Below are 12068 nucleotides of genomic sequence, written 5' to 3'. Positions count from 1 at the left end.
TATCTAGACGTAACAATAATATTACCCGTGTATGCCGTTGTGGCCGTGATGACACAACAACGCCGATTAATAGTTGGTCAGAAATTGATGAATCGACAGCAACCGGGTAGATATATTGACGAGCAAAAAACATCATTATTTATGAATAAAACAATCCACCCGGAATAACAGAAAAGTGTTATTCCAGGTAGACTCAATATATTTTTATGCTTTATCGATATGATGACCGGTAAACGTCAATGGTAGTGCACCATATTTATAGATTTCACGCGGCTCTAACGATGTAGTTAAAGGCGATATTTCGGGGGCGGTTTTCACTGGCAGTAGGTACAACTTTAGATGCATCAAAGGCGGCAACCATTTCACGATATACAGTTTCCGTACTTCCATTGTCATTAACGCTACCTATAGGTGTACCGTTATAAACTGGATAATAGTTTCGACTTAATTCAGTTATAGCCCCAGCCCCGACTGTAATCCTTGAAGTCAGAATAAGACCTGTTTGACCTACGATATTTCGGATGGCATCAGTCTGTAATGACAGCAAGGTTCTTGAGTTATCAACCCCACGCCCATCATCCCAACCACGAATAAACTCACCACGCAAATCCGGCAGCACGCCAGATGGATAAACCTGCGCCAACCGTGGGTACAAATTTTTATCAAACGTCTGACCATTACATTTGAGCCAACCTGCTGGCGCTGTAGCTTGCGGCCACGGCAACGGAATACCAACAATGTCGTTAATATCCAGTTTTAGTTTGATGCTGCTGTCCGTTTTACTCGACTGCAAATCAATAGCGCCTGCAACAAACGCGGTGGTGGCAAGTTGCATCGTATTGGTTCCCGCCGCCGCGGTCGGTGCGGCAGGGTTACCGGTAAATACCGGGCTGGCAATCGGCGCATACTGCTTGTGCGGATTAGTATCAGCAATATGGCTGGTCATCAGCGTATTGGCATAATTTTTAACCTCAACCGCGTTATCATCAACATACTTGCGGGTAGCCAACACAACCGCCGGGTCTATTTTCAGGGTAACGGCGCTAGTGTTACTGACAACTAAAATCATACGCACGGTCTGTATGCGACCGGAGCCTTCCTGCAACTGTGGCTTGTACGTTTCCGGGCAGTTGGCTACCGCAATTAAATCACCATCCACATCATACAAACCGATTTCACGCAACCAGAACCCACCTTCATTTTCCGGAATAACCTGTTCGGCAATGATCTGGTTGGGATTAGCCGGATCAACACTCAGAGAATTCAGCGGGGCACGACGCTTTTCATTAATCAATGCAGTCTGGGCAGGATCAGGCATTGTCGGATTTCCACTTCCATCACCAACCCCCATCTGGGTGATATTCAGCGTTTTTCCCTGCGCAGTGGCATTCGCCAGTTTTGCTATTCCCACCTGAGTAAGTAATGCCATGTATTTCACTGCCATGACCTATGTTCCTCCATGTTGCCAAAAGTATTATGCAGCATTGCAAGCACTCCTGAAAAAATAGTCGCCAGTGTTTGCAACGCCTTCCGCTTTGTTGTTGCTTCAGACAACATTATGCAAAGGAGTCAGCTTTAAATCGTCTGACTGACGTTGTGTCAGCCATGGCACAACATACAGGTAAAAATAAACCCGCCATAAAGGCGGGTAGAAATAAAACAAAGGGAATAAAGTGAGTAAATCGTGCTTTTATTTATTTTTCAGGCAACACCGGCCATTCTACATTATGAGGAAAGCCAGCTTGTTCCGGAACCTGACGCAATATTTCACGATAAGAACGCCAGGTTTGCTGATCAACCGGTGCATCCGACGCCTGGGTCCAGTCGCTGGCAAGCAGTAAATTGTCTCGCTGCCGCCGCGCCGCCTCAGCCAACTGTGTTTCTGATACCGGTGCCGGGGTAACGGCAACAGGTTTCTTCGTCAATTCATCAAAAATAATGGTATTACCCAGAGCCTGTTCACTCAATAAGTGTTGATAGTCGTCATCACTTATTTCAATAGCATCACCGGGAATGTTAGCACCATGAATGCTCACTGAATAAAAGCCCATTTCCTGGGGAGAAAAAAGGTATGCCATAGTGTCTCCTTAAAAACCAATTGTTGAATAATAACCCTGACCTACCACAGCCGCACCGTGAAATAAAACACATCCAGGTAATTACCAGATAATATGATGTAAAAATATCAATTTAGAGCTAGCGATAAGCGGCGAGATAAATAGAGCATTGCTATATCTCAATTACTGCAATTAGACTTCACTTTCTCAATACTTTCGTACCAGCCGATATTCTCACTGAACTAGTGAAGGAAAAAATAACGTACAATTAGAATCCCACGGCAATATAACTTATTATACAACCAGAGACTGGCACGCCGGAGGAGTAATACCAGGTTGCCCCCGCCTTGGATGCTCCCTCAAACGACGTATTAACAAACGATTCAGCGGAAATTCCCGTCTTGATTGCCCCGGATATTGAAAAGAGTGCGTTGGGGAATGCAATCGGGAATGAAAACGACTGCGTTTTATAAACATTGGCAACACTGGGTGACATAGCTAACATTCCCCACTGGAAAATCACGCCAGATGGCAAAACCTGATAACCATTCGTTGCAGACAAGCACCGGAATGATTCGGCATACCGCATCTGTACAATGCCCCCAGTCATCGTCCAGCTGTTTACACCGTTCGATACCAGAACTACATTTTCAGCCTGACCCATTCGAAACGACGTGATAAGCGAATAAGTCGTATCAATGGGCTCCCCGCCTGACGAACTGATAACCCATCCCGATTGTCTTGACGAGAGATGTAACATCGTTCCTGCCGGGACCGCAGGAGCACTCGGTAAAAACACCGTGCCTGGCGTACCATCTAACACCACTAACCGCCCAGCATCATTTGCAACAATATTCCCCGCGGACAAGACTTGCCGCACACCAGAAAGATTACCGATCGCTGCATGTACAAACGCCGTGGTCGCAATGCTGGTATCCGCATCAAATAGAGGTGGTGTCGGCGCAGTAGGATTACCAACAAATACCGGGCTATCAATCGGTGCATACTGCTTGTGTGGATGAGTTGCAGCAATATGTTCCGCCAGCGAGTTGTCGGTATACGACTTAACTTCGATCACGTTTGTGTTGGTATATGTCAGCGAAGATAATACCTTGTCATCCACATACTTCCGGCTTGCCAGCACCACCGCAGGATCAATATTCAACGACACCGCATCAGCCTGACTAACCGCCAAAATCATACGTACCGTCTGCACGCGGCCAGAGCCTTCCTGCATCTGCGGTTTATAGGTTTCAGGGCAGTTGGCTACCGCCACCAGATTGCCATCGCCGTCATACAGGCCGATTTCACGTAACCAGAAGCCACCTTCATTTTCTGGAATTACCTGCTCGGCAATAATTTGATTGGGATTGGCCGGATCGATATTCAATGAATTCAGCGAGGCACGTCGCTTTTCGTTAATCAGTTTAGTCTGGGTTGCATCGGGTGTCGGCAGCGTACCACCACCGTCTCCCACCCCCATTTGGGTAATCTCCAGCTGTTTTCCCAACGCAATCGCATTCGCCAGTCTGGCTGCGCCAACTTCGGTAAGCAGAGCGATATATTTTGTGCTCATAACGTGTCTCATCAGTATTAGCGATAGAAGGAACCCATTCAGGGTATGGAACCAATACCGCCACGCCCGTTGATACACGCTTTCTCAAGCGATTTCGACCCGTTGTGGCAGTGAAGGACAGTATGCTGACAAGCCAGCAAAAACACGCGGCATGGGGGTTGGCACAGCCATGGCACAACAGCGCCGGGAAAAGGAGGTACAGAATACAGGCAAAAAAAAGCCCTCCATCAAGGAGGGCTAAAAGACAGGGATGGTGTCTATGGCAAGGAAAACAGGTTACTTCTCTACACACTACTCTCAGCACTACTCTCACTACTCGGAAAAACACGCATTACTCGGTACTCTCATCCTGCCCCTGACGGGACAGCTCCAAATTCTGGCTGCTTGCTCCAGGTGCGGACATTTGCTGCCGCACGCTCTGCATTATCTGTTCATGTTTCTGGTTCAGAAGCGATTTCTGCTCCGGCGTCAACATGTTGTACATCTGGTTGCTCACCCGGGCTATCTCCACCTGGCGCGCAATCTGCGCCTGAACCATTCTGGCGACTTGCGCCTGCACCGCCGGTGCGTCGAATTTTTCCGCCGTCACCAACTGATGCATTATTTCCACATCGTTCGCGTCATAAACCGGCTGTTCATGGCGGACTTGCCGCATCAGGTCACGCATTTGCTGGCGCTGATGTTCCGTCAACTTCACACCGTCAAACATGCCTTGCTGACTCTCTTCGCGTTTCATGGCAGAGTCATCGCGATAACAGTTCCCCACTCTGGGAGCATCGTTTTCAGTCGCCATCACAGTGCCGGTGACCAGCATCAGCAGTGAAGTAAAAGATAACGTGATGATGGTGCCCCGCATCAATGACTCCTCTGTATTCACGTACGGCTTGTGTTTACGTATGGTGTGACGTGTACTGTTTGGCGAATCGATGAACGTAGTCTAATTGCCTTGCTGCAAACATGCGTCAGACGATGTAAAACTACGTAAAGTCATGGAATAGCGGCGATCTATGACGTATTTTGCCCGTGGAGGTAGGTAAATCATGAATAAAATCCTGTTGGTTGATGACGATCGCGAGCTGACATCCCTGTTGCGGGAATTGCTCGAAATGGAAGGCTTTAATGTCGTTGTCGCCCATGACGGCGAACAGGCGTTAAGCGTGCTGGATGACTCGATTGACCTGTTGTTGCTGGATATCATGATGCCGAAGAAAAACGGCATCGATACACTTAAGGAAGTGCGTCAACGCTATCAGACGCCAGTGATCATGCTTACCGCCCGCGGCAGCGAGCTGGACCGCGTGCTCGGCCTGGAGTTGGGAGCAGACGACTATCTGCCTAAACCCTTCAACGATCGCGAGCTGGTTGCCCGCATCCGCGCTATTCTGCGCCGCTCCAGTTGGACTGACCAACAACAAGTGGGCGAAGCCAGTGCGCCGACCATCGAGGTCGATGCGCTACGGCTTAATCCGGGCCGTCAGGAAGCCAGCTTCGACGACGACGTGCTGGATCTGACCGGCACCGAATTCACACTGCTCTACCTGCTGGCGCAGCGCCTGGGCCAGGTGGTGTCGCGCGAACATCTCAGTCAGGAAGTGCTGGGCAAGCGTCTCACACCGTTTGATCGCGCCATCGACATGCATATCTCCAACCTGCGGCGCAAATTACCTGAGCGCAAGGATGGGCTGCCCTGGTTTAAAACCCTGCGCGGCAGAGGTTATCTGATGGTGTCCACCGCATGATTCGGATTGCTGCTGTATGATCAACAGTCTTACCGCTCGTATCTTCGCTATTTTCTGGCTGACGCTGGCTCTGGTGTTGATGCTGGTGCTGATGCTGCCCAAGCTGGACTCCCGGCAACTCACTCCCCTGCTGGAGAACGAGCAGAGGCAGGGGTTGATGCTGGAGCAGCACATTGAGGCCGAGCTGGCGAGTGACCCGGCTAATGATTTGCTATGGTGGCGACGCCTGTTTCGCGTGATCGAAAAATGGGCACCGCCTGGTCAACGCCTGCTGCTGGTCACCAGCGAAGGGCGTGTGATTGGTGCCCAGCGCAATGAAATGCAGATGGTGCGCAACTTTATCGGTCAGTCCGACAGCGCTGATTTCCCACAGAAAAAAAAATACGGCCGTCTGGAATTGCTGGGGCCGTTTTCCGTGCGCGACGGCGAGGACAGCTACCTGATGTACATGCTGCGCCCCGCCAGCAGCCCGCAGTCCGATTTTATCAACCTGCTGTTCGACCGCCCGCTGTTACTGCTGATCGTCACCATGCTGACCAGCTCACCGCTGTTGCTATGGCTGGCCTGGAGTCTGGCGAAACCGGCACGCAAGCTGAAAAACGCCGCCGACGAAGTGGCACGCGGTAACCTGAAGCAGCATCCGGAACTGGAATCGGGCGCACAGGAATTCCGGGCGACCGGTGCCAGCTTTAACCAGATGGTGAGTGCGCTGGAGCGGATGGTGACCGCGCAGCAACGTCTGTTGTCCGACATTTCCCATGAGCTGCGCACGCCATTGACGCGTCTGCAACTGGCGACCGCGTTATTACGCCGCCGTCAGGGTGAAGGCAACGAATTGAACCGCATTGAAACCGAAACCCAGCGGCTCGACGGCATGATCAACGACCTGCTGGTGCTGTCGCGCAACCAGCACAAGCATGAACTGTCGCGGGAAGAGCTACAGGCGGATGAACTGTGGAACGACGTGCTGGACGACGCCCGCTTTGAGGCCGAGCAAATGGGTAAAACGCTGGAGGTATTATCACCTCCGGGTCCCTGGCCACTATTCGGCAACCCGACCGCGCTGGATAGTGCGCTGGAAAACATTGTTCGTAACGCGCTGCGGTATTCGTATAGCCGCATCGTTGTGTCGTTTTCGGTCGATAATCAGGGTGTCACCATTGTCGTCGGCGACGACGGTCCCGGCGTCAGCCCGGAGGATCGGGAACAGATTTTCCGGCCGTTCTACCGCACGGATGAAGCCCGCGATCGCGAATCTGGTGGCACCGGTCTGGGGCTGGCGATCGTCGAAACCGCGATTTCTCAGCATCGTGGCTGGGCCAAAGCCGATGAAAGCCCGCTGGGCGGTTTGCAGCTCACGCTCTGGCTACCGCTCTATCAACGTTGATAACCTGCCTTTTCGGGCGCGGACACCCGCGCCCGACATCACATCCATGCCGTCAACCGATTGAGTTTTTTCCCTGCTCGGGTAGAGTGTGAACCTGTGCCGCCGGGCGAATAACCGCGAGAAATCGCCCGCACCATCCCGCAGGCAAAAGAAATTATCCCTTCAGTCATGCATGAAGCTGCACATGCCTGATGGAATAAGTTCTTGATGTTGCCTGACACCCTGCACAGGAAAAAGAACATGAAAGGATTAGCCTTACTGGCTGGACTTATCGCCACGCTGGTACAGATGCCGACATACGCTTCCGTCGATGGTGTATGCGGTTTTTCCGATGCCGATTGCGGTATGCCCGCGCTTCCCTATCTTCTGCCGGATAACGACACCCGCACCAATCTGGTACTCCTGCAAAGTAGCCGTAATCATATCCCGCTACCGATACCTCAGCCAGAACCGGACCAAACCCGCTCCCGCGTCGACCCGTTCACCGCTTACCGCGTGATGGGGCTAGCCGCCACCGAAGACAACAGCACCAGTGCGAACACCGACGCGTCGGCCGACCCCAGCGCGCCCTCGGACGACAAAGCCAACGAAGAGAACGCCTCGCTGCTGCAAAAAGCCACCCAGCTGCATTTTCCGGATACCGAACTGAATAAACTGCGCGACCTGACGCCGGTTGATCTGGATGGTCGTTGGATTTCCAACGACGCCACCACACTGGAGAACTTTTTCGATCTGCTGCTGGCGGACAAAGCACTGAACGACGCCCAGCGCACCCCGTTAGCATTAGTGCGAATGAAAATGCTGTCCAGCGATTACGGCGTCAACGACGCCACGACCGATCTGAGTAGCGTACCGGACGGCGGCCATGCGGGTGAGTTACGCCGCTACCTCACCAGTGCGGTGGAGTTTTATGAAGGCCAGTTGGATCAGGCGGATGCAGGCTTCCAGCAGTTGTTGTCAGCCAGCCAGCCGTGGGTGGCGGAAACGGCCCGTTATATGCTGATTCGGGTATCGATTAATCAGGCGATGAAAGACGCGCAGGACGAATACAACATGTTCGACCCTCGCAAGATGGACAAGAATGCCGGGAAGCAGGCGGTTCAGCGTATCGATGAGTACCTGAAACAGTATCCGAAAGGAGAATACGTCGATTCAGCCAAAGGCCTGTACCGCCGGGCCGAGTGGATCAGCGGCGACACCGTTGCGCTGGCCGGTCGTTTCAGCCAGGTGCTGGCGTCCGCCAAAAGCGTGGATCAGTTGCAGGCCATCGGTAACGAAATCGACAATAAACTGCTGGAAGACAACCAGTTTGTGACCTCGGCCGATACGCCAATCCTGATGCTGGTGCAAGACATCAAACGTCTGCGCAGCCCCGACGGTTGGATGACGCTGCCCGCGCTGACACAGGAAGAAATTACCCGCCAGCAGCCGCTGTTTGAAAAAGCAGGAATGCAGGATGCATTCCGCTATTTGCAGGCGGCGTTTCAGTACTACCTGCAACGGGACTACGCCGCCGTGTTGAAAACCCTGCCAGTGACCACCGCGAAAGATATCACCGACGTCACCGCCTTCAGCAGCCAGGTGCTGCGCGGGCTGGCGATGCAACAGCAAAAACAGTGGGACGAGGCGGAAGCACACTGGCGTCACCTGTTGATGCTGAAAACCACCTACACCCAGCAGCAATTTTTGCAGCTGACACTGGCACAAACGCTGGTAGATAGTGGCCATCCAGAGCGGGTCTTCGCACCGGAAAGCCCGGTCAAAAATCTGCGTTTTCGCTCCGCTATCCTGAAGGTCAGCGCCGATGCCGAGTTGTTACACCGCCAGACCGGCCCTCAGCAGACGCATGAAGAGCGCGCTATCGCCCTGCACACGCTATTGACCAAACAATTGACACACCGCGACTACGCCGGTTTTCTGAAAGACAGCGCGATGTTGAAAACCATCGCACCCCTGCAAAGCACCGAAAACATGAGCTGGAACGAGGAAGATCTGACCGCATTCGGCTGGGACGGCACCGATACCGAAGAGGGGTATGAATGCCCGACGCTACAGGAAACGGTTACCACCCTGAGCCAAAACGCTAATGACGCCCATGCGCTGAACTGTCTGGGTGAGTTCTTCCTACGCACGGGTAACGACGTCGGATTCGACTGGGGTGAAAGCAACATGCTTAATGGCCTGACAGATGCCGTCGCCCAGTATCCAGGCAAGGAATCCAACCGTCTGGACAACTACATACAGGTGATAGCCGACGCAAAAGCGCCGCCAGAAGACAAGAGTTACGCACTCTACCGCGCTATCTACTGCTATGCACCAAGCGGTTACAACGACTGCGGTTCGCAGGATATCAGCAAGGAAACCCGCAAGGCGTGGTTCCGGCAATTAAAAACGGACTTTAAAGGCAGTCAATGGGCACGGCAGCTCAAATACTACTGGTAGCCCGCCATCTTGTTGTGCTGACAGCCCTGCTGTGCCTGAGTTCCACAGCGTACAGCGCCACGGTTAACGCCGCCCATTATCACGCCTTTTGGCTGTGGGCGGCGGTGCAGCCGCAACCGGTGTTGTCTCAGGCAGACACGCTCTATCTGCATCAGGGGGAAATCGCCCGCCGGAACGGCAAAACCGTATTCCTGCGTCAGGGAATTCCGGCCAGCGCCCTACCGGTCAGGCATCTTTGGCTGTCGTTTCGGGTTTCCGAACTGCGCCTTGGCGCACCGGAAGTGCGGCGTCTGTTGCAACTGCGACAGCGTTGGGTCGCCTCAGGCAACCGGGTCGATGGTATTCAGATCGATTTCGACGCCCAAAGCTACCACCTGTCGCACTATGCCGCTTTTCTGCAAACCCTCCGCCAGCAGTTGCCGCCCGACTGTCGTCTGAGCGTCACCGGGCTGCTGGACTGGGCCAAAACCGGCGATATCCGGCAACTCAACCGGCTGAACGGCGTGGTGGATGAATTGGTGGTGCAAACCTATCAGGGACGGCGCACGGTGGAGAATTACGCCGCCTATCTGCCAACACTGATGAACCTGAAACTGCCGTTCCGGCTCGGGCTGGTGCAACACGGCAAGTGGGATGAACAGTGGCAGCGGCGGCTGGCAGCATCGCCGTTTTACCGCGGAGAAGTGGTGTTTTTGCTCAATCCGACCCCAGCACGTCGCACTCCCATTTTGCAACGGCGTTAACCTACATCTCCTCTGCCACGGTACAAATGTTGCCAGCCATTGCCCCGCTATACGTCAGCGTCGGCCGCCAAAGCCATTCTGCCGCCAGGCTTCGTAGCTGATGATCGCCACCGAGTTGGACAGATTCAAACTGCGGCAGTTCGGCTCCATCGGGATGCGGATACGGCATTCCGGTGTGAAGCCGTTGCGGATATCATCCGGCAAACCGGCAGTTTCAGAGCCGAACAGCAGCACATCGCCCGGCTGGTAGTCGGGTTCGTCGTAAGGGCGGCTGCCTTTGGTGGTGCAGGCGAAAATCCGCTGCCCCGCCACCGCCAGCAAAAAGTCCTGATAGTTGCGATGGCGGCTGACATTCGCCAGGTCGTGATAATCCAGCCCGGCGCGGCGCAGCTTTTTTTCCTCGAAATCGAAGCCCAACGGTTCGATCAGGTGCAACGAACAGCCATTGTTGGCCGCCAGACGGATAATATTGCCGGTGTTGGGCGCAATCTGTGGCTCATAGAGCGCGATATGAAACATGATGAAATCAGAGACAAAAAAAGGTGGGCACCAGTATAGCTTATTCCACGCTCACGCCCCAGCCGGGGCTGGGACCACGAATCGTCCGAAGTGGCATACCTGAATCGTGGCATACCTGAATCATGCCACGGAAGGCTGAGACGACGCTCCGATTAGCAGCTAGAATAAAGCGGTATCCGACAGCCGTTTCCCCGGAGGAATCATGAAAATAATATCTCCCCTGATGCTGCTCCTGTGCCTGCCGTTGCTGGCGCAGGCTGCCACGCAACAGATATCGCCCCAGCAGCAGCAATTTGAAAACGGTATCAGCAGCCAGAAGCGGCTGCTGCAAGAGATGCAGCAAAATCAGGCGTTGCAGCAACAGCAACTGAATAGCGACATCCAGCAGCGCAGCCGTGAACAACAGCGCCAGTTACAACAGCAACTGGAGCAGAATCGCCAGCGCATCCAGCAATCCGCTCCGGGTAATACCAACCGGTACTGACGCTCAATCGATACTGACGTCTCCAACCAGCCCGCCGCTCACCTCCATGATGGTCGGCGGGTTACAGATGCGGTTATACCCTCACACCCATTAGCGTCAGAATCAGCGGTGTAGTAATGCCAGCCAGCGCGGTCGACATCAACAGGCTGGCGGCGACCGGGCCGCCCAACACATTGAACTGGCGCGACATTAGGTAGATATTGACACCCACCGCCATCGACCCCAGCAGCACCACTACCCGCGTTTCCATCTCCGGCAGACCCAACGCCACCGCCAATACCCACACCACCAGCGGTTGCACCACCAGCTTGATGAGACAAATCGCGACGCTGATTTGCCAGCCGTCACGAATACGGTATTCCGCCAGCCCCATTCCCAGCGCTATCAGCGACAGCGGAACGGCAATTTGCCCCAACATGCCGATAGGCTTATCAATCACGTCCGGCAGCGGCAAGCCAGTGAGGCTGTAGAACGTCCCGGACAGAATGCCGATGATCAGCGGGTTTTTCAGCACGCCGATCGCGGTTTTGCTAAACCCCTGCATCGACAGCGAACCGTTGCGCGCCCATTCCACCGAGACGGTCACCAGCGTCCACAGAATCAGGCCGTTGAACACCAGCACCAACGCCACGGACGGAACCGCCTGCGGGCCAAGCATCAGGGTGGCGATCGGCAAACCGAGCATCACGTTGTTGGAGAAAATCCCGCTGAGCGAAAACACCGAGCCGGACACACCATCCAGCCGAAACACCCGGCTGGCGACAATCCGGCCCAGCACAAACACGATGAGACAGCTGCCAAAGAAGGCGATCAGCAGCCGGGCGTCGACCGCCGGTCGTTTGGAGAAATCGCACATCATGCGGAACAGCATGGCAGGCAGCGCCACGGAAAAGACGAATTTGGTCAGTGCATCAGTGACGGTTGACGGCCAGCGACCGAAACGAATCAGGCCATACCCCAGCGCAATCAGTACAAATAGCGGCAGCGAAAGAAAAATCTGGTGCCAGAGAGAAAGAATAAACGTGGGCATCGCCCTTCCTTAAAAAACGCGCGGCTCACCCAGGCGAAGGCTGATGGCTTATCACGACGGCGCAGCAGCAGCCTCACCGGAGGGACGGGCC

11 protein-coding genes are annotated in these 12068 nt (G+C 54.0%); 5 read left to right on the top strand and 6 right to left on the bottom strand.

Features of this window, described 5'->3' with window-relative positions:
- Positions 1 to 265: 265 nt before the first annotated feature.
- The 4 genes from OB87_RS08480 to cpxP all read right to left on the bottom strand — a co-directional run bounded on the left by OB87_RS08480 (position 266) and on the right by cpxP (position 4489).
- Complete coding sequence (locus OB87_RS08480) at positions 266 to 1444, bottom strand: phage tail-collar fiber domain-containing protein (protein WP_033569006.1); 1179 nt, start codon at positions 1442 to 1444, stop codon at positions 266 to 268.
- Positions 1445 to 1694: 250 nt separating this feature from the next.
- Positions 1695 to 2078, bottom strand: a complete 384-nt coding sequence (locus tag OB87_RS08475; protein WP_033569005.1) for a tail fiber assembly protein — start codon at positions 2076 to 2078, stop codon at positions 1695 to 1697.
- A gap of 247 nt (positions 2079 to 2325) precedes the next feature.
- Positions 2326 to 3633 (bottom strand): phage tail protein, encoded by a 1308-nt coding sequence (locus OB87_RS08470; protein ID WP_033569004.1) that lies wholly within the window; start codon positions 3631 to 3633, stop codon positions 2326 to 2328.
- Between the two features lie 331 nt (positions 3634 to 3964).
- Positions 3965 to 4489: a cell-envelope stress modulator CpxP gene (gene cpxP / locus OB87_RS08465; protein WP_033569003.1), complete on the bottom strand. Its 525-nt coding sequence runs from the start codon at positions 4487 to 4489 to the stop codon at positions 3965 to 3967.
- Positions 4490 to 4673: 184 nt separating this feature from the next.
- Between cpxP and cpxR the strand changes: the two genes are divergently transcribed.
- From cpxR to OB87_RS08445, 4 genes are all read left to right on the top strand, one after another.
- On the top strand, positions 4674 to 5372 hold the full coding sequence (gene cpxR / locus OB87_RS08460) for an envelope stress response regulator transcription factor CpxR (RefSeq protein ID WP_033569002.1): 699 nt from the start codon (positions 4674 to 4676) through the stop codon (positions 5370 to 5372).
- Positions 5373 to 5388: 16 nt separating this feature from the next.
- A complete protein-coding gene (gene cpxA / locus OB87_RS08455; protein ID WP_033569001.1) occupies positions 5389 to 6759 on the top strand; it encodes an envelope stress sensor histidine kinase CpxA in 1371 nt (456 codons plus the stop codon).
- A gap of 240 nt (positions 6760 to 6999) precedes the next feature.
- Complete coding sequence (locus tag OB87_RS08450; RefSeq protein ID WP_033569000.1) at positions 7000 to 9201, top strand: hypothetical protein; 2202 nt, start codon at positions 7000 to 7002, stop codon at positions 9199 to 9201.
- The gene (locus tag OB87_RS08445; protein ID WP_033568999.1) at positions 9171 to 9944 is read left to right on the top strand and encodes a DUF3142 domain-containing protein; all 774 of its coding nucleotides are present in this window, start codon (positions 9171 to 9173) and stop codon (positions 9942 to 9944) included. The genes OB87_RS08450 and OB87_RS08445 overlap by 31 nt, the downstream gene beginning before the upstream one ends.
- Before the next feature lie 54 nt (positions 9945 to 9998).
- Here the strand turns inward: OB87_RS08445 and OB87_RS08440 are convergent, their stop codons facing one another.
- A complete protein-coding gene (locus OB87_RS08440; protein WP_033568998.1) occupies positions 9999 to 10463 on the bottom strand; it encodes a tRNA (cytidine(34)-2'-O)-methyltransferase in 465 nt (154 codons plus the stop codon).
- Positions 10464 to 10665: 202 nt separating this feature from the next.
- Here OB87_RS08440 and OB87_RS08435 point away from each other — a divergent pair, with 202 nt between their 5' ends.
- Entirely contained in the window at positions 10666 to 10947 is a 282-nt protein-coding gene (locus tag OB87_RS08435) for a DUF2756 domain-containing protein (RefSeq protein WP_033568997.1), read from the top strand.
- A 73-nt stretch (positions 10948 to 11020) separates the two neighbouring features.
- Here the strand turns inward: OB87_RS08435 and OB87_RS08430 are convergent, their stop codons facing one another.
- On the bottom strand, positions 11021 to 11977 hold the full coding sequence (locus OB87_RS08430; RefSeq protein WP_033568996.1) for an AEC family transporter: 957 nt from the start codon (positions 11975 to 11977) through the stop codon (positions 11021 to 11023).
- Positions 11978 to 12068: the final 91 nt, after the last annotated feature.

This window comes from Dickeya undicola, from assembly GCF_000784735.1.
In the GTDB taxonomy this organism is placed as follows: Bacteria; Pseudomonadota; Gammaproteobacteria; order Enterobacterales; family Enterobacteriaceae; genus Dickeya; species Dickeya undicola.
Note: the sequence above shows the minus strand (reverse complement) of the source record. Positions and strands in the feature narration are given on the sequence as shown.

Excerpts from the sequence above, each read along its gene's own strand:
- OB87_RS08480 (WP_033569006.1), bottom strand. The coding sequence starts at position 1,444 with ATGGCAGTGAAATACATGGCATTACTTACTCAGGTGGGAATAGCAAAA.
- OB87_RS08475 (WP_033569005.1), bottom strand. The coding sequence starts at position 2,078 with ATGGCATACCTTTTTTCTCCCCAGGAAATGGGCTTTTATTCAGTGAGC.
- OB87_RS08470 (WP_033569004.1), bottom strand. The coding sequence starts at position 3,633 with ATGAGCACAAAATATATCGCTCTGCTTACCGAAGTTGGCGCAGCCAGA.
- cpxP (WP_033569003.1), bottom strand. The coding sequence starts at position 4,489 with ATGCGGGGCACCATCATCACGTTATCTTTTACTTCACTGCTGATGCTG.
- cpxR (WP_033569002.1), top strand. The coding sequence starts at position 4,674 with ATGAATAAAATCCTGTTGGTTGATGACGATCGCGAGCTGACATCCCTG.
- cpxA (WP_033569001.1), top strand. The coding sequence starts at position 5,389 with ATGATCAACAGTCTTACCGCTCGTATCTTCGCTATTTTCTGGCTGACG.
- OB87_RS08450 (WP_033569000.1), top strand. The coding sequence starts at position 7,000 with ATGAAAGGATTAGCCTTACTGGCTGGACTTATCGCCACGCTGGTACAG.
- OB87_RS08445 (WP_033568999.1), top strand. The coding sequence starts at position 9,171 with ATGGGCACGGCAGCTCAAATACTACTGGTAGCCCGCCATCTTGTTGTG.
- OB87_RS08440 (WP_033568998.1), bottom strand. The coding sequence starts at position 10,463 with ATGTTTCATATCGCGCTCTATGAGCCACAGATTGCGCCCAACACCGGC.
- OB87_RS08435 (WP_033568997.1), top strand. The coding sequence starts at position 10,666 with ATGAAAATAATATCTCCCCTGATGCTGCTCCTGTGCCTGCCGTTGCTG.
- OB87_RS08430 (WP_033568996.1), bottom strand. The coding sequence starts at position 11,977 with ATGCCCACGTTTATTCTTTCTCTCTGGCACCAGATTTTTCTTTCGCTG.